The organism is uncultured Leifsonia sp., from assembly GCF_945957465.1.
Classification (GTDB): Bacteria; Actinomycetota; Actinomycetes; order Actinomycetales; family Microbacteriaceae; genus Leifsonia.
This window is the reverse complement of the sequence record NZ_CAMFLC010000060.1, coordinates 1-15729: the sequence shown is the minus strand read 5'-3', so window position 1 is coordinate 15729 and position 15729 is coordinate 1. Positions and strand designations below refer to the sequence as shown.

Annotated in this window: 15 protein-coding genes and 1 pseudogene; 8 read left to right on the top strand and 8 right to left on the bottom strand. The window is 68.0% G+C overall.

The genetic code is table 11. The annotated features are described in order from the left end of the window. Window positions 1-181: 181 nt before the first annotated feature. The 4 genes and pseudogenes from Q0Q23_RS17790 to Q0Q23_RS17775 all read right to left on the bottom strand — a co-directional run. Window positions 182-568: pseudogene (locus tag Q0Q23_RS17790) on the bottom strand (hypothetical protein); the annotation flags it as partial. A gap of 140 nt (window positions 569-708) precedes the next feature. Beyond that, a complete protein-coding gene (locus tag Q0Q23_RS17785) occupies window positions 709-954 on the bottom strand; it encodes a hypothetical protein (RefSeq protein ID WP_295127297.1) in 246 nt (81 codons plus the stop codon). A gap of 476 nt (window positions 955-1430) precedes the next feature. After that, window positions 1431-2558: an FAD-binding oxidoreductase gene (locus Q0Q23_RS17780; protein WP_295127294.1), complete on the bottom strand. Its 1128-nt coding sequence runs from the start codon at window positions 2556-2558 to the stop codon at window positions 1431-1433. A 28-nt stretch (window positions 2559-2586) separates the two neighbouring features. Then, window positions 2587-3639, bottom strand: coding sequence for a Gfo/Idh/MocA family oxidoreductase (locus tag Q0Q23_RS17775; RefSeq protein ID WP_295127292.1), 1053 nt, complete (start codon window positions 3637-3639; stop codon window positions 2587-2589). Between the two features lie 155 nt (window positions 3640-3794). Between Q0Q23_RS17775 and Q0Q23_RS17770 the strand changes: the two genes are divergently transcribed. The 4 genes from Q0Q23_RS17770 (at window position 3795) to Q0Q23_RS17755 (ending at window position 8024) form a co-directional block, all read left to right on the top strand. Continuing rightward, complete coding sequence (locus Q0Q23_RS17770; protein WP_295127289.1) at window positions 3795-4868, top strand: LacI family DNA-binding transcriptional regulator; 1074 nt, start codon at window positions 3795-3797, stop codon at window positions 4866-4868. Window positions 4869-4947: 79 nt separating this feature from the next. Beyond that, the gene (locus Q0Q23_RS17765; RefSeq protein ID WP_295127286.1) at window positions 4948-5940 is read left to right on the top strand and encodes an SIS domain-containing protein; all 993 of its coding nucleotides are present in this window, start codon (window positions 4948-4950) and stop codon (window positions 5938-5940) included. Window positions 5941-5951: 11 nt separating this feature from the next. Then, on the top strand, window positions 5952-6869 hold the full coding sequence (locus tag Q0Q23_RS17760) for a PfkB family carbohydrate kinase (RefSeq protein WP_295127283.1): 918 nt from the start codon (window positions 5952-5954) through the stop codon (window positions 6867-6869). Window positions 6870-6953: 84 nt separating this feature from the next. Further along, window positions 6954-8024: a LacI family DNA-binding transcriptional regulator gene (locus Q0Q23_RS17755; RefSeq protein WP_295127280.1), complete on the top strand. Its 1071-nt coding sequence runs from the start codon at window positions 6954-6956 to the stop codon at window positions 8022-8024. On the opposite strand, the gene Q0Q23_RS17750 is transcribed toward Q0Q23_RS17755, so the two are convergent. Genes Q0Q23_RS17750 through Q0Q23_RS17740 form a run of 3 tightly spaced genes read right to left on the bottom strand, consistent with a single transcriptional unit; the run spans window position 8002 to window position 10654 of the window. Continuing rightward, entirely contained in the window at window positions 8002-8787 is a 786-nt protein-coding gene (locus Q0Q23_RS17750; RefSeq protein WP_295127277.1) for a GntR family transcriptional regulator, read from the bottom strand. The genes Q0Q23_RS17755 and Q0Q23_RS17750 overlap by 23 nt on opposite strands. Before the next feature lie 53 nt (window positions 8788-8840). Continuing rightward, window positions 8841-9638 (bottom strand): PfkB family carbohydrate kinase, encoded by a 798-nt coding sequence (locus Q0Q23_RS17745; RefSeq protein ID WP_295127273.1) that lies wholly within the window; start codon window positions 9636-9638, stop codon window positions 8841-8843. 2 nt (window positions 9639-9640) lie between these two features. After that, entirely contained in the window at window positions 9641-10654 is a 1014-nt protein-coding gene (locus Q0Q23_RS17740; RefSeq protein WP_295127270.1) for an SIS domain-containing protein, read from the bottom strand. Window positions 10655-10933: 279 nt separating this feature from the next. Between Q0Q23_RS17740 and Q0Q23_RS17735 the strand changes: the two genes are divergently transcribed. Genes Q0Q23_RS17735 through Q0Q23_RS17720 form a run of 4 tightly spaced genes read left to right on the top strand, consistent with a single transcriptional unit; the run spans window position 10934 to window position 14747 of the window. Then, a complete protein-coding gene (locus Q0Q23_RS17735) occupies window positions 10934-12253 on the top strand; it encodes an ABC transporter substrate-binding protein (protein ID WP_295127267.1) in 1320 nt (439 codons plus the stop codon). Between the two features lie 13 nt (window positions 12254-12266). Further along, entirely contained in the window at window positions 12267-13238 is a 972-nt protein-coding gene (locus Q0Q23_RS17730; RefSeq protein ID WP_295127264.1) for a carbohydrate ABC transporter permease, read from the top strand. After that, a complete protein-coding gene (locus tag Q0Q23_RS17725; protein ID WP_295127260.1) occupies window positions 13232-14092 on the top strand; it encodes a carbohydrate ABC transporter permease in 861 nt (286 codons plus the stop codon). Before Q0Q23_RS17730 ends, Q0Q23_RS17725 begins: the two co-directional genes overlap by 7 nt. Window position 14093: 1 nt before the next feature. Next, the gene (locus tag Q0Q23_RS17720; protein WP_295127257.1) at window positions 14094-14747 is read left to right on the top strand and encodes an HAD family phosphatase; all 654 of its coding nucleotides are present in this window, start codon (window positions 14094-14096) and stop codon (window positions 14745-14747) included. A 184-nt stretch (window positions 14748-14931) separates the two neighbouring features. On the opposite strand, the gene Q0Q23_RS17715 is transcribed toward Q0Q23_RS17720, so the two are convergent. Beyond that, window positions 14932-15294: a hypothetical protein gene (locus Q0Q23_RS17715; RefSeq protein WP_295127254.1), complete on the bottom strand. Its 363-nt coding sequence runs from the start codon at window positions 15292-15294 to the stop codon at window positions 14932-14934. Window positions 15295-15729 lie beyond the last annotated feature (435 nt).

The following is a 15729-nucleotide window of genomic DNA, read 5'->3' as shown; positions in this document are numbered from 1 at the left end:
AACTGTTCAGATCTCAAAGAGCGAAACTGACCAGTTCCTCACGAGCGCCGACAGTTCTTTCGTTCGCTCGGTGATTACTAGCTGATCGCTCGTCCCGGACCCGATTAGAGGACGGTCAGAGACTTGAGCGCGGGCGGCCCCGCGACGACCATGCCGGACGCTTCGCAGGCCTCCGGGCCGGTTATGTGGCGCGCCTCAGTGAAGCGTGGGCCGGGGGAGCCAGCGCTACCGAACAGGGCCAGAGCCGTCGCGCTTCCAGTGGTGTACGCGGAGGCGTAGTCGACCCCTCGAACGAGTTCGCCTGGATGGTCTCCGCCCACTGCTGCGGGTTCGCGTAATCCTCCATGGTGACCAGCTCGCGGACGATCCCGAGTCGGACCGCGCGCTCAGAGCTGACCGCAGCGCACTCGTAGTCGACCGGTACCGCCATGGTCGAGACCTGGATGGACTCGGCCAGCGCTCGCGAGATGACATTCGACGCGCTCACTGCGTCCCGGAGCTTCTCGCGCACCGCGGTCTCGGCCTTGGTCGCTGAGTAGCAGGTTCCCGAAGGGGCCGGGAGGTTGAAACGCCCGTTGCGACTGCTATCGAACTACCATGCACCGCGCGCTGTGTTGTGCGCCCGGTACATCTGGGTCTCCGCGGACACGGTGTGTCGCGGCATCTTTCGGTAGTCCTGCCCTGGGACCGGTGCCCCCTGAGTGGCGGTCACGCGGCCCAGTTCGCAGCAGTGCGCTCAGCAGCCTTCACGATCGACTCGACCTCGCCGGCGATCAACCGGTCAATGTTTCGCCGGTGGCGGCTCGCCCCCTCCTCGGCGGCTTGATCTGGGACGGGAGTGTTCGGCCACAGCGCCCAGGTCCACTCGTCGTCGATGCCGCGTCGAAGCTCGTTGAGCACTTCACGCATGCCGGGAACGATCGCGCCGTTCACGACCTGGAACGCCGGGTACACCGTCTGACCGTCCGCGAGGCTTCTTCGACGGCGTCCAGGCCAGTACTTCGGCGTCCGTCTCGATCACGTCGTTGTAAGCGATCCGAACGGGGACCACAGCACGAACCGGCACCGGGCGCGGCTCGTCTCGGCGTCGGCCCTCGGCCGTCGTCCTCACCACAATCAGCCTGGTTTCCAGCATGCTGACCATCGCTGACCACCTCGCGTCTGCTCCGCCTGCGAGTCCTCCGTCGCCGTCGTTGACGCCGCAACTGCACGTCGAGCCGGGTATCCTCGGCCGCATGCGCGACGTCGACGGGCTCGAAGAGTTCGGCGGTCTCGCGCGGGGGCGCGAGGTACTGCTGCGGTTCCCCAATGGCCACACGGAACCGTACCGCCTCGTGGCTCTCCACAGCCCGGCTCGAGCTGGCCTCGGGTCGATGTTGACCTTCGACGGTCGTGCGCGTGAGGCAGCCGACTCCTTCGAGGCAGGTCGGTCAGCGGATGAAGCGATCGGGGCGGAAAGGGGTCATGAGCGGCGACACGTATCCGGTGGCGATCTCGTCGGCGAGCAGCTCGCCTGCGATCAGCCCCTGCGTCGCCCCGCTGTGGCTGAATGCGACGTACAGCCCGCGGACCTCGCCGATGCCGCCGTATACCGGTTCGCCGTCGGCGGGGACCGGCTTGTAGCCCGCTCCGATCCGAGCGACCTCCAGTGCCGGGTGTCCTTGGAGCACCCGCGCGGCCTCGGCCAGCAGTCGTCCGACGACCTCGTCGGCGATCTGCAGCGACCCGTCCGCGGCCACCGCGATCGACCTCTCGGACCAGCCCGAGTCCATCGCGAGGCCGCCGTCCACGGTGCGGCGGATGGCGACGTGCGGGGTGTTGAGCGTGACCTCGAGTGGAAGGTCCACCGGCGTGGTGAATGCCACGAACGCAGGCGGGCTCGACGTGCCGATCTGCACCCCGAGCTCGGCGAGCTGCAGGGGGACGGACGGTCCGGTCGCGAGCAGCACCGCATCCCCGGAGATCTCATGACCGGTGGCGGTGCGTACACCCGTCGCCTTCCCGTCCGCGACGATCGGCTGTGACGGGCCGGCGTCCTCGACAATCGTGCCCCCGAACTCGACGATCTCCTCGGCGAGGAGCCGGATCACCGAGGGAAGGTCGACCCAGCCTTCACCGGGATTGAAGATCGCGCCCTCGGCGGCGACGGCTGCGGGGTCGACGCCTGGCGCGACCCGTGAGATGCGGTCGCGGGCGACCCACTCGGCGTTGTAGCCGCGCTCGCGCTGCAGGGCGAAGAGGTCGCGCAGCGATTCGCCGTCGTCCTCGTCGGCCCACATGAGCCCGCCGGTGAAGCGCAGATAGTGGAAGGAGCCGGGATGCCGGGCGCCCCACGTGCGCCAGCGATCGATGCCTGCCACGCGGATGGCGTAGTACGGCTGCGGCCACTTCCATGCGGCGTTCAGCCATGCGAGGGACCGACCGGATGCACCGCCGGCGAGAGCTCCTTCCGTTACGAGAGTTACGCGCACCCCTCGGCGGGCGAGCTGTGCGGCGGCCGAAGACCCGAAGATCCCTCCGCCCAGGATCACGACATGGTCTGGCTGGTGCTCGGTCATCGGTCTTCCCTCTTCGCTCGGTTGAGCATCATCGTGGCTGTACGTCTCGGTGCACGCGCTCGATCAGCTCGAGCGCCTCGACGGCGTCGGCCGGATCGACGGGAACCAGCCCGTCGTGCCGGATGGCGGTGGCGAGTCGTCGATAGAACCCGCCGTAGTCGCCGCGTTCGGTCGGAACGGGCGTCAGGGTGGGCTCCGCGCCGACCATCCCCCATTGATCCGGTGCGGTGACGCCGTAGGCGGGGTCGAGCGGCGACATGCCTGCGGCGAGCGCAGCCTCCTGTCCGTCCAGGCCCCAGGTCGTGTAGCCGCCGACCGAGCCGAGTACGCGGAAACGCGGGCCGGACTGCGGCGCCATCGAGTACATCCATAGGTGCGAGATCGGGCCGGACGCGTGCTGCAGTGCCACGAACGCGTCGTCCTCGGCCGGGGCGCCCCGCCGACGGACGGCGAGCTCGGCGGAGACGTCGTCGACGGGGCCGAACAGACGCAGCGCCTGGTCGATCAGGTGGGCGCCGAGGTCGTAGAGGATGCCGCCGCCGGAGGCCGCGCTCGTCTGCGCCTTCCATGAGTCGCGCGGTCGGGGCTTGAAGGTCTCGAACCGTGATTCGAAGCGAGCGACGTCGCCGAGGCCGCCCTCTCCGATCAGGTGCCGCACGGTGAGATAGTCACCGTCCCAGCGCCGATTCTGGAAGACCGTGAGGAGCCGACCGGCGTTCGCCGCGTGCGCCACGAGGGCGCGCCCCTCCGCCGAGGAGACGGTGAAGGGCTTGTCGACGACGACGTCGAGCCCGGCGTCGATCGCCGCGGTGGCCAGCGCCGCGTGCGTCGCCGGCGGCGAGCCGAGGACGACGAGGTCGAGGTCGTCCGCCCGGAGGAGTAGATCGTCGAAGGCCGCGAGCCGGGCGACCCGCGGGTGCAGGCGCGCGGCCTCTGCGGCGCGGCCTGGATCCGACGTCACGATCGCGTCGAGTGAGTAGTCGGGCGATGCGGTGATCAGCGGGGCATGGAAGACCCGGCCGGAGACGCCGAATCCCACGATCGCCGTGCGGGTGGGGCGGGCCGTGACGGCGTTGTTCATGCGGAGCATCTCCAGGGGCGATCGCTTCGGGTCGGCTGCGGCGGGACACGAATTCGCCCGCATGTGGTACCGGTCTCAGTACACTGGGAGCGTAACCCTCGGGTGAACCGTCGTCAACCGCGACCGCAAGGCGCAGAAGCAGAAGAGGGGATGCCATGGACAGGGCAGTCGGGCGGCGCGAGGTCACTCTCCGTGATGTCGCGGTCGCGGCGCAGGTCTCGAAGGCCACCGCGGCCCGCTCGCTGGGCGACTACGGCGCGGTGCGCGCAGAAGTGCGCGAGCGGGTGCGTCGGATGGCGGCTCAGCTCGGATACCGGCCGAACGCCGTCGCGCGGATGATGTCCACCGGGCGCTCGAACACGATCGGCATGGTGGTCGGCGACATCCAGAACCCGTTCTTCGCGCAGGCGGCCCGCGGCGCATCCGATGCGGCCGACGCTGCGGGGTACGAGCTCATCCTGTCGAACTCCGACGAGGCCGGTGCGCTCGAGGCGAAGGCGATCGGCGTCCAGCTCGACAAGCGCGTCGACGGGCTGCTCATCGCTCCGGCCTCTTCGAGGAACGGCGACGCTCTGCGCGCGGTCGTCGCCGCCGGCCGCCCGTTCGTGCTGTTCGACCGTACGGTGCCCGGGCTCGACGTGAATGCGGTGATCGCCGACAACAGGCGCGGCGCGAGGGTGCTGACCCGTCTGCTGACGGATGCGGGGCATCGGCGCATCGCGTTCCTGTCGACGCTCGAGCATCCCGGCGGGTACCGGCGCGGGGACGTCCTTTCGATCTCGTCGGTCGCCGATCGGGTCGCGGGGTTCGAGCAGGCGATGCGCGACGCCGGTGCCGAGCAGAGCGCGGTGGTGCGCCTAGGTGCACCCCGCGAGGACGTCGAGCCCGTGGCGGTCGAAGTCCTCGCCGGCGGCGCCCGCGTCACGGCGATCGTCGCGTCCGACAGCCTGATCGCCCTGGCGGTGTACCGGGCGTGTCGGGACCTCGGGCTGCGGATCCCCGAAGACGTGTCGCTCGTCGCGTTCGACGACGCCGATTGGACGGGGCTCGTCGAGCCCGGGATCACCGTGATGGCGCAGCCGATGCACGCGATCGGCGCCGAGGCCGCCGGCATCCTGCTCCGCCGCATCGTCGGCGCGGCGGAGGATCCGCAGGTCCGCGTCCTCGAGCAGGAGCTCATCGTGCGAGGGTCGGTGGCCGCGCCGGCCGCTCGTCTCGCGCCGACTTGACCATGGCAGCGCCGTATGTCAGCATGATCGAAGTGATACCGGTATCACCTCGATTCAGAGTCAGAAGGAGATCGCAGTCGTGCTCAAGTTCAACGAGGAAGAATTCACGTCCCAGCTGTCGAGCGCGGTGGCGCTCCGGCCCGAGATCGAGGCGCTGGTCGCCCAGCTGGGAGACGGCGTGAAGAACGTCTACTTCCTTGGCGCCGGCGGCTCCTACGCCGAGATGATGCCCTACGCGCTGCTCCTGCAGACGAAGTCGACCCTGCCCGGCACCGCGGCGATCGCGCAGGAGTTCGTCCTCGTGCCCGACACCGCTTTCGGCGAGGGCTCGCTCGCCGTGTTCGTGTCGGCCACCGGCTCCACGCCCGACGTCAACAAGGCGATCGAGTGGGCGAAGGCGCAGGGGGCTGTCACCGTCGGCTTCACGGGCGAGGCCGAGAGCCCCTTCGCCGCCGCGCTCGACCACGTGTTCCTCTCCAGCGCCCACTCGTACGACATCCAGCTGCTGCTGCTCGTGACCGGCCTCCTGAACGCGCGTGGCGAGTTCGCTGAATACGAGCGGTTCGCCGACCAGCTCGCGCTGCTGCCGTCCCTTCTGGTCGACGTCGCCAAGAAGTCCGACTCCGAGGCATCCGTCTTCGCCAACAAGCACAAGGACGTCGAGTACCTCTTCGTCGTCGGATCGGGCAACGTGTGGGGCTATGCCTACCTGTACTCGATGTGCGTGCTGGAGGAATGCCAGTGGCTGCACACGACGCGGGTCCACGCGGCGGAATTCTTCCACGGCTCGCTCGAGCTCATCGAGAAGGACACCACGACCCTCCTGTTCTTCGGCGAGGACGAGACGCGTCCGCTCATGGATCGCGTCCGAGACTTCGTCGAGCTCTACTCCGACGACGTGACCGTCTTCGACACAGCGGACTATGCCCTCGAAGGCTTCGACCCGGCGTTCCGCGCTCTGGTCTCGCCGCTCGTCATCGGCACCGCCGCGAGCCGCCTGAGCGCACACCTCGAGTTGGTCCGGAACCACCGTCTGGACCTCCGCCGCTACTACCGCGTCGTCGACTACTGATGGCCTCTGCCGTGAAGGTTCTCGGATTCGGTGACAACGTCATCGATCGGTTCATCGACCGACGCATCGACTACCCGGGCGGAAACTGCGTGAACTTCGCGGTGTTCGCCCATGAGCTGGGGATCGACGCGGCATATCTCGGCGCGTTCGGGTCGGACGGGTCAGGCGACTTCCTCCGATCCGAACTCGCCGCCATCGGGCTGGACGTCTCGCGCTGCGTCGTGCGCGACGGGGAGACCGGCATCGCGAGGGTCGAGGTCGTCGACGGCGACAGGGTCTTCCGCGGGGGCAACGACGGTGGCGTCACCATCCGTGAACCGATCCTGCTGTCCCGCGAGGACCTGCGCTACATCGCAGGCTTCGACCTCGTCCACTCCAGCGTGTACTCCGCATCGGAGACGCAGATCCCCATGCTGGACGGCCTGGATGTCCTCGTGACGTACGACCTGTCCAGCGAGGACCAGTTCCGGTCGCCGGAGTATCTGGACGTGCTGGCGCCGCACCTCGACTTGGCGCTCCTGTCGTGCTCGCACCTCGGCGAGGAGGACACGGGCGAGCTGCTGCGCGCCGTCGTGGCGAAGGGCGCCGGCCTTGCCCTCGGTACCCGCGGCGCTGAGGGCGCCCTGCTGTTCGACGGCGCCGACCTGCATCGTGTGGATGCGGTTCCCCTCGCCGGCGACCGTCCGATCGCGGACACGATGGGATGCGGCGACGCCCTGCTGGCGGCGGTCGTCTCCTCGCTCCTCGCGTCGGGCTGGCGGAAGGGCGTCGTCCCCTCCGCCGGAGCGATCGACGCGGCGCTGTCCGCAGGGTCGTCGTTTGCGGCGGAGCAGTGCTTCGTCGACGGCGCGTTCGGCCACGGCCGGCCCACCCCGCGCGAGGCGCGGGCGCGTGTCAACGCAGGGGTCGACTCTCTCTCCGTCGGGTAAGTTGGGGAGATGGCAGCTCGTCACGACGGGGACGCGAAACCGTCGCAAAGGTCCCGTTCGGTCTCGTCTCCCACCGTCGCAGAGGTGGCCGCGGAGGCAGGCGTCGGCAAGGCGACCGCCGCGCGAACCCTCGGGAACTACGGCGCGGTCAGCCCGGAGGCGCGGGCGCGAGTGCTCGCGGCCGCGGAGAAGCTGCACTACCGGCCCAACAGCCTCGCGCGCAGCATGACGACCGGGATTACGCAGACGATCGGCGTCATCGTCGCCGACATCAGCAACCCGTTCTTCGCCGGCGTGATGCGCGGAATCGCGGACGCCTGCGATGCGACCGACTACACCGCGATCGTCCTGAGCACGGACGTGAATCTCGCGAAGGAGCGCTCCGCCGTCGGTGTACTCATCGACAAGCAGGCCGACGCGATGATCATCGCGTCTGCGGCGCTGCAGCCCAACGAGACCTCGCACATCCTCGAGGCGATGAGTCGCCGCATCCCGATCGTCCTCATCGACCGCAAGGTGCGCGGGCTGGATCTCGACGCCGTCGTCATCAACAACCGGGAGTCGGCGCACGACGCCGTCCGGCGCTTCGTCGACCGCGGGCACCGCAGGATCGCCTTCGTGTGGGGGCCCAAGTCCCGCGAACGCGGAGGCGACCGCCGCCGGCTGCTTGCTCTCGCGGAGAGCTGGCTGTGGAGCGACTCGGAGCGCCTCCGCGGCTACCTCGACGCGCTAGACGAGGCCGGCATCCCGTTCGATCCGGAACTCGTGACGCATTGCGAGTACAACGAAGAGGTGACGGTCGGGGCAGTGGGGGAGATGCTCGCCCTTCCGGATCCGGCCACGGCGGTGCTCACCACAGAGACCGATGCGATGGTCGGCACGCTGCGCGCGATCCGCGCCGCCGGGCTCGCGTACCCGCGCGACGTCTCGGTGATCGGCTTCGATGACAGCTCGTGGGCGAGCGTCATGGAGCCGCCGCTGACGATGATCGCGCAGCCGATGCTCGAGCTCGGTCGGGCGGCGGCGCAGCACGCGTTCGCGCGGATCGCGGGGGACGACGGCGATGCGGTTGTGGATTCCATCCCGGCGACGTTCGTGCCGCGGGCATCGGTCGCCGCCCCGCGGACGCGGGTCAGCGCTGCCGGCGGACGTTGAATCCGATGGCCGCGCCGCGGTGGTAGTCGTCGGCAAGCAGGACGCGCCGGCCCGTCCGGGTGAGACAGGTCTCCGTGACCAGCAGCCATGGGCCGAGGCCGCTGAGGCGGTGTCTGCGTGCGATCTCGAAGGGCAGGTCCACCGCACTGATGCGCGCGACGGATGACGTCACCTGCTGACCATACGCCTCGAGCACATCGGTCAGCGGCTCCGACCAGTCGCGGTGAGCGATGGGGCCCGGCAGTGCATCCCGCAGCACGTGGTCCACGCTGAACACGAGCGGCTCATCGTCGCCGTACCGCAGACGCGCGAGACGGATCAGCGGTGTCCCCGGAGCGACCTGCAGAGCCTCCGCCTGCGCGACGTCCGCCGCGACCTCGCCGATCGAGAACACGGACGTCGTGACCGCGTAGCCGAGTCGCGTGAGCATCTCCGTCACACCCTCGTAACGGGTGATAGGGCGCTCCACGATCGCCGCAGCGATCGCCGAGACGAAGCGGCCCTTGCCCTGCACAGCGTCGACCAGACCCTCTTCCTCGAGTCGTTTCAAGGCCTCCCGAACCGTGGAGCGCGCCACGCCGAAGCGCTCCGCGAGTCGCGCTTCGGTGGGGAGGCGGTCGCCGGGTGCGAGTCCGTCGTCGGCGATCAGCTTCGCGATGTCGTCGCGCAGCGAGGAGGTGGGCGCGCGGCCCCCTGCCGACGCGCTGCGCGGCGACGTCATCGGCTCTCCCGCACGGTGCGGCCGCGGCGCTTCCTCATCCACTCATCCTCGCATCCTGAGGCGAGCGTACCGCTTCGCTCATCCCCGTCCTGTCGTCACTGGGGGAATCCGCCCAGGTGTCCGCACGTGCGCGCAGCCACGCGGGCGCCGGCCTCGAGCGCGCCGCGCACAGGAGTGCGCGCCAGCCGCGCGGCGATGAAGCCCGCGATGAAGCTGTCGCCGGCGCCCGTGGTGTCGACGACATCGACGGGCAGAGCGGCGCATCGCCAGCTGTGGCGGCCGTCCGAGGCGAACGCCCCAGCCGCGCCGCGCGTGACGACTGCGAGTGCGGCGCCTGCGGACAGCACATCGTCAGCCGCGCGCAGCGCGGCGGCGACGTCTTCCCCCGTCGAGCAGAACGCGACGTCGAGCCCGGCGTACCCGGGGGACACCGCGCAGTCCTGGCTGATCCGGATGCCGGGGGCCAGCGCACGCAGCCTAGTCACGGCTTCGGCGGCCCGGGGGAGCATCCCGATGTGGACCCAGTCGTGCCCGGCGATGAGGGCGAGCTCCGCATCTGACGGCCGGTAGTCGGCGGTGACGCCGAAGTCCTCGCGCACGAACACGCGGTCGCCCTCGGGGGTCACCCGGATCTCAGTGACCGCGGTCGGGCCGTCGGCGGTCACGAGCCCCGTGGTCCCCACACCGTGGCGGCGGAGCGCGCCCGCGATCTCCCGGCCGTCTGCATCGGCGCCGACCGCGCCGAAGTACGTGGCCGTGACGCCCTGGAGGCGCAGCTGCACCGCGACGTTCAGCGCGTTCCCGCCGACGTACTCGGGGCCTCCGAGGTAGCGGTCGACGGTATTGTCGCCGACCACCGCCACGCGGGCATTGCTGACCACCACCGCCGCCACCGTCAGTAGTCGATGCGGCGGTAGTAGCGACGCGTCGTCAGCGGATGGTCGCGCAGCACCTCGAGGTGGGCGCTCACCCGCTCCAGCACGGTCGCGATGAGCACATGCGGGATTAGCGCGCGGACCTCAGGCGAGATGCCCGGCAGGGCGAACGCTGCGGTGTCGATGACCGTCATCCGATCCGTCACCGAGGGGAGCCACCGCTCGACGCGCTCGACGAGTGGGCGGGAGGCATCCTCGCCCTTGAAGACGAGGACGCTGACGCCGGCCTCCACGAGCTCCAGCGTGCCGTGGAAGAAGTCGGAAGCGTGCACGGGGCGCGTGCGGATCCACTGCATCTCCTCCAGGATGCAGGTCCCGTAGTACCAGGCCTCCGTCCATGCGGGGCCGGCGGCGGTCACGATGTGGTAGTCGTCGTGCTGGATGTCGCGGGCGATCTGCGCGGCGGTCTCCTCGAACGCCTCCTTGACGGCGACGAGGGACTCCGGCAGCGTGCGTAGCTCCGCCAGCGTCGACTCCAACCCGTCATAGCGGCCGAGCCGGTGGAGGATCGACAGGGCGATGACGAGCGACTGCAGGTAGAACGACTCTGACGACGTGTCGTCCTCCGCGAACGCGGTGAAGGTGAAGTCGGCCTGCTGTCCCACGGGGGACTCGGCGTGCGCCGTGAGGGCGATGACCTTCGCTCCGCGCTCCTCCGCGTACGCGAGGACCGCGATGGCCTCGCGGGTCGTGCCCGAGAGCGAGGGGATGACGACGATCGATCCAGGGCCGAGGTTGGAGGACCCCATCGCGACGAGCTCGGCGGCGTTCTCGAGGTGCACCGGGAAGTCCGAGTTCCTGGCGACGAGCTGGGCGGCGGGCTCCATGAGCTTGCCCGCACCGCCGGCGCCGAGGAAGAACAGGTTCCGCGCGCCGTCCGCCAGCAGCGTCTCGATGAGCTCCTGGAGCGGACCGCTGAGGTCCAGGGCTCCGTTCTGGATGCGGACGAATCTCTCGGCGTCGAAGTTCAGCATGTCACAGGTCCTTCTCTCGGCGTAAGTGCGCGGGTAAGTTGTCGGACAACAGTATGAATGGTCTGATGACCATCGGTCAAGTCGCCCGTGATTCCGCGATTCGCGCAGGTCTGTGGATACGTCGGGCGCCCAGCGGATGCGAGCCATCCCGCGGCGCAGCGGCAGATTTCTCGAAGCACGATCGTTACCTCCGCACGATTGACACCGGTCTCAACGTCTGTTTAGACTGCCTCTGACCGCGGTGAGCGGCGCACGTGACACAGAGAGGTGAGTGCGAACATGAGGGCATCACGGCAGACGAAGGTCCTTGCGGGGGTCGTCGGTGCGGTGCTTCTTCTCAGCGGCTGCGCGGCGCAGTCGACGGGAAACGGCAGCAATACCGCGGACCTGAGCAAGGTCGACTACAGGGGCACGATCTCGATGGTCAACAAGTTCTCCGACCCAAGCGTGTCGAAGTACTTCCCCGAGCTCGCCAAGGAGTTCGAGAAGGCGCACCCCGGTGTTACCGTCAACGTGCAGCAGGAGTCCGACCAGGGCTACAAGGACAAAATCAAAGTGCTCGCATCCTCCAACAGCATCCCGGACATCTACTTCTCCTGGCCCGGCTCGTACGCGAAGCAGTTCGTCGACGCGGGTCTCGCGCTCGATCTGACCTCTGCCATCGGCAAGGGCACTGCGTGGAACGAGTCGCTGGTCCCTTCAGCCGTCGGCGCCGGCGAGTACAACGGCAAGAACTACGGGGTTCCGATCGACCTCGACGCGAAGTTCATGATGTACAACAAGAAGATCTTCGCGGACAACGGCCTGACGGTCCCGAAGACGTTCGAGGAGCTCTTGAGCACGTGCAAGACCCTGAAGGCGAAGGGCATCACTCCCGTCAACTTTGGAAACAAGGACGGCTGGCCGGCCCTCCACTACGTCACGCAGCTGAACGCGTACAACGTGCCCGCAGACACCCTCGCGAAGGACTACTCGTCGGACAAGGGATCGTTCACCGACCCCGGCTACGTCAAGGCGCTCGAGCAGTTCAAGGAGCTGATCGACCAGTGCACGACCACGGGCACGACCGGCAACGGCATCGACCACACCGACGCCCAGGTCGCCTTCGGCTCCGACAAGTCCGCGATGATGTACCTCGAGTCGCTCGAGATCGGGCTCCTCAAGGACACTCCGCTCGACAAGGACGGCTTCGGCCTGTTCCAGCTGCCCGCCGCCAGTGGTGCCAAGGGCGACACCGGCTCCCTCGTGGGCGCACCCGACCTGTTCATGGTGAGCCCGAAGTCGAAGAACCCGGCGCTGGCCGTCGCGTTCCTCAAGTTCATCGTGTCCAAGGAGGGCGCGGCGAAGATGCCCGACCTCATGAGCGGCTACCCGAGCCCGGTGAAGGACTCTCTCGACACCGCGACGACGCAGCCCCAGATCGTCGAGGCGATGGACAAGCTCGGCAAGGCGTCGAGCCTCGCGATCTGGCTCGACACGGTCACGTCGCCGCAGGTGGCGCAGGCCTACCTCGCCGGCGGCGAGGCTCTCGTGGGCGGTACCGGTACGCCGGAGAGCGTCATGAAGTCCGTGCAGCATGCGGCTGCCGGATCCAAGTGAGCGGAACCCGTCCGTGAGCAAAGTCACCGTCACCGAGGCGCTGATCACTCCGAAGAGTGCTCGCGCCGAGCGGGGACAGCGCCCCGTCGGCCGCCGATCGCCTATGCGGGCGATCGGCGGCTGGCGGTCGTTCCTCTGGGTCATCCCGGGGCTCGCGCTGATCGCCGTCTTCGTCTACTACCCGCTGCTGGAGAACATTTACCTGAGCTTCTTCCAGTGGTCGGTCTTCAAGCCGGTCCCCGAGTTCGTCGGCGCCGCCAACTACGTGCAGACTGCGAACGACCCGATCTTCTGGCGATCGCTGTTCAACAACACGGCCTATGCCGTCGTCTCGCTGATCTTCCAGGTCGCCGGCGCGCTCGTGCTCGCGGCCCTCGTCGAGACGTACGTGCGCAAGCACGGCGGCATCCTCCGTGCGATCTACTTCATCCCCTCGGCGATCTCGCTCACCGTCGCCGGCCTACTCTTCTACTTCATCTACCAGCCGCAGACCGGGTTGCTCAACGAATTCCTCCGCATCGTGGGCCTCGGGCAGTACGCGCAGGCGTGGCTCGGCCAGGAGTCGACCGCTATCTGGGCGATCATCGTGATGAGCCAGTGGCAGAGCTTCGGGTACACGACGCTCCTGTACTCCGTCGCGATCCAGCGCATCCCGCGCGAGCTGTACGACGCCGCCGACCTCGACGGGGTGGGCTCGCTCAGCCGCATCTGGCACATCACCACGCCGCTCGTGCGGGAGATGAGCACGCTCCTGATCATCGTCACGGTGACGGGCGCCTTCCAGGTGTTCAACGAGGTGATGGTCATGACCGCGGGCGGGCCGAACAACAGCAGTCAGGTGCTCGGCACCTGGCTCTACCACGCCGGCTTCATCAACAACGAGTTCGGCTATGCGGCGGCGATCGCCACGGTCGTGTTCGTCATCACGACCGTGTTCGCGGTCGTCCAGCTGTGGATCTCGCGTCGGAGGAGAGTCGAATGGTGACCGCGACCGACAACCGCCCGGTCTCGAAGCTCGGCTTCGCCGGCATCCTGCTGCGTCTCGTCGTCTGGGGCGTCCTCCTCGTGATGGCGCTGATCGTCATCGTCCCGCTGTTCTGGATGTTGCTGAGCAGCCTGAAGGTCAACCAGCAGTTTCTCGCCGACCCCTTCGGACTGCCCACCACGCTGTTCTGGAAGAACTACGTGGATGCCTGGAATCTCGGCGTCGGCCAGTACATGTGGAACAGCGTGATCGTCACGGTCGCGTCGATCATCGCCACGACTCTCATCAGCGCCTGGGCGGCCTTCGGGCTGACGAAGCTCACGATCCCGTTCTCGCGCACGGTGCTGTTCCTCATCGTCGGCGGGATGATGCTCGCGCCGACGGTCGCGCTGATCCCGCTGCTGCGGATCCTGCAGAGCCTCGGCATCTACGACTCGCTGCTCGGCCTTACCATCCTCTACACCGCGTTCCGCATCCCGTTCACGACCTTCCTCATCCGGTCGTACATGGTGGACCTGCCGTACGAGGTGGACGAGGCGGCGCGACTGGACGGGTGCTCCCGTGCGCAGCAGTTCTGGAGGCTGACGCTGCCGATGTCGATGCCGATCGTCGTGTCGGCCGTCATCCTGCAGTGCCTGTTCGCGTGGAACGAGTACCTGTTCGCGTTCATCTTCGTAAGCAGCACCGACACGATGACGCTCCCGGTGGGTCTCGCGAACCTCGCATCCAAGCTGTCGACGAACTACCCGATGATCTTCGCCGGCATGTCCCTCGCGTCGATCCCGATGATCGTCTTCTTCTTCGCCGCCCAGCGGTTTTTCGTCCGCGGGCTCGCCGAGGGGATCGGGAAGTAGCGTGGCGGCCTACGGAGCGCCCGAGCTGGTGATCTTCGACTGCGACGGCGTGCTCGTCGACAGTGAGCTGCTAGCCGCCCGTGTCGGCCGGCGAGTGCTGGCCGACCTCGGCTGCGAGGTGTCGCTCGACGAGATCCTCGAACGGTTCGTAGGCGCTTCGTCGGAGGTCTACCGGGCGGGCGTCGCCGAAATGCTCGGGCGGCCGCTCGAACCGGGCTGGGAGCATCCGTACCGCGCCTGGTACGCCGAGGCGTTCCGCACCGAGCTGCGGGCCGTTCCCGGCATCCGGGAGAGCCTGGGGGAGCTTTCCCTGCCCACCTGTGTGGCCTCCAACAGCGGTCATGCGCGCATCCGGGAATCCCTCCACGCCACCGGCCTTCTGGCGCATTTCGACGGGCGGATCTTCAGTGCGGAGGACGTCGAGCGCGGCAAGCCCGAGCCGGATGTCTACCTGTGGGCGGCGAAGAGGATGGGTGTCGCGCCGGCCGACTGCGTCGTCGTCGAGGACAGCGTGTTCGGTGTGCGCGCGGCACGCGCGGCGGGGATGCGCGTATTCGCGTACGCCGGACTGACCTCCGCCGAGCGCCTCGCGGGCGAGCGCACGATGATCTTCGACCGCATGACAGACCTTCCGGGGCTCATCGCCGCGCTGTAGGGTAGGCAGGCCAGTAGGGTCTCGCCGACGTAGATCGTTCGGAACTCAGCGAGCTGGTCGTCCCAGCGTCCGTTGAATCGGCCTTCGTCGTTGGCGTAGCGCCGTCCGTCCACGCCCGCGGGTTCGGTCTCCGGCCGACGCGCCAAGCCTCCCTTTGGCTGGCCGTCTGACGTCGCCAGGCCGGTCATCCGATGAACGCGAACGACTTCGCGGCCGCCATCACCTCCGGACCCACCTCGGCGGGGTCCCCCTCGCGAAGCGCGCGGGCGGGTGAAAGGTCCTTAAGTGCCGGGTTCATCCCCTTGAACCACGACTGCACCGTCACAGCCTCATTCTGCTCGCGGAGGAGGGCGGCGATCTGGTAAGCCACAAACAGTCGGTCTCGATCCGTTTCGCCGGGCTCACGAGGGCCGACGGCCCACTCCGCTACCGGCTTCGTCGACTTGACGTTGCCGATGTACGCGACCAGGCGCACGCCCACGATTTCGCGCAGCTTGGTGACCAGCTCGGGGAAGGTCGATCGGATCGCGTCGTCGTACGCGCGCATCCCCGGCTTCTGGGTCGTTGTTGTCGCTGCCATGTCCTTGACATTACTCGACAAACACCGTAACCGCCATAGAAACGGCCACATAAGTTCGTTTCGAATCGACCACAAAATCGCTATCAAAATCGCCCTAAAAATCGCTGGTAACCGTGCTACGTCAGACGACGACGCCCTATATCCGGTGTCTAATGCCTCGGCCCGTTCGGCGCTTCTGCTCAGCAAGCCCCGACGGGCGCGCCACATCGTCCCAACGGCCTCTGTGGGTTTTTCGGAGCGGCGAGTCGGGACAGCGAGGGGACAGTTGCAGTCATCCGCCCGTTGTGCATGGCCCTGTATTCGTGGCATCCGCTCCCGAGAGTTGCAGCTAGGTGCCGGATATCTTGACCCTGCTAAGGTGGAGTGCCCGTTAAGGGCACCGTGGGTTCAAATCCCACCGTC

What these genes read in the sequence shown, in the direction of transcription:
- Q0Q23_RS17780 (WP_295127294.1), bottom strand. Translation starts at nt 2,558, where the DNA reads ATGACCGAGCACCAGCCAGACCATGTCGTGATCCTGGGCGGAGGGATC.
- Q0Q23_RS17775 (WP_295127292.1), bottom strand. Translation starts at nt 3,639, where the DNA reads ATGAACAACGCCGTCACGGCCCGCCCCACCCGCACGGCGATCGTGGGA.
- Q0Q23_RS17770 (WP_295127289.1), top strand. Translation starts at nt 3,795, where the DNA reads ATGGACAGGGCAGTCGGGCGGCGCGAGGTCACTCTCCGTGATGTCGCG.
- Q0Q23_RS17740 (WP_295127270.1), bottom strand. Translation starts at nt 10,654, where the DNA reads ATGCTGAACTTCGACGCCGAGAGATTCGTCCGCATCCAGAACGGAGCC.
- Q0Q23_RS17735 (WP_295127267.1), top strand. Translation starts at nt 10,934, where the DNA reads ATGAGGGCATCACGGCAGACGAAGGTCCTTGCGGGGGTCGTCGGTGCG.
- Q0Q23_RS17725 (WP_295127260.1), top strand. Translation starts at nt 13,232, where the DNA reads ATGGTGACCGCGACCGACAACCGCCCGGTCTCGAAGCTCGGCTTCGCC.
- Q0Q23_RS17715 (WP_295127254.1), bottom strand. Translation starts at nt 15,294, where the DNA reads ATGCGCGCGTACGACGACGCGATCCGATCGACCTTCCCCGAGCTGGTC.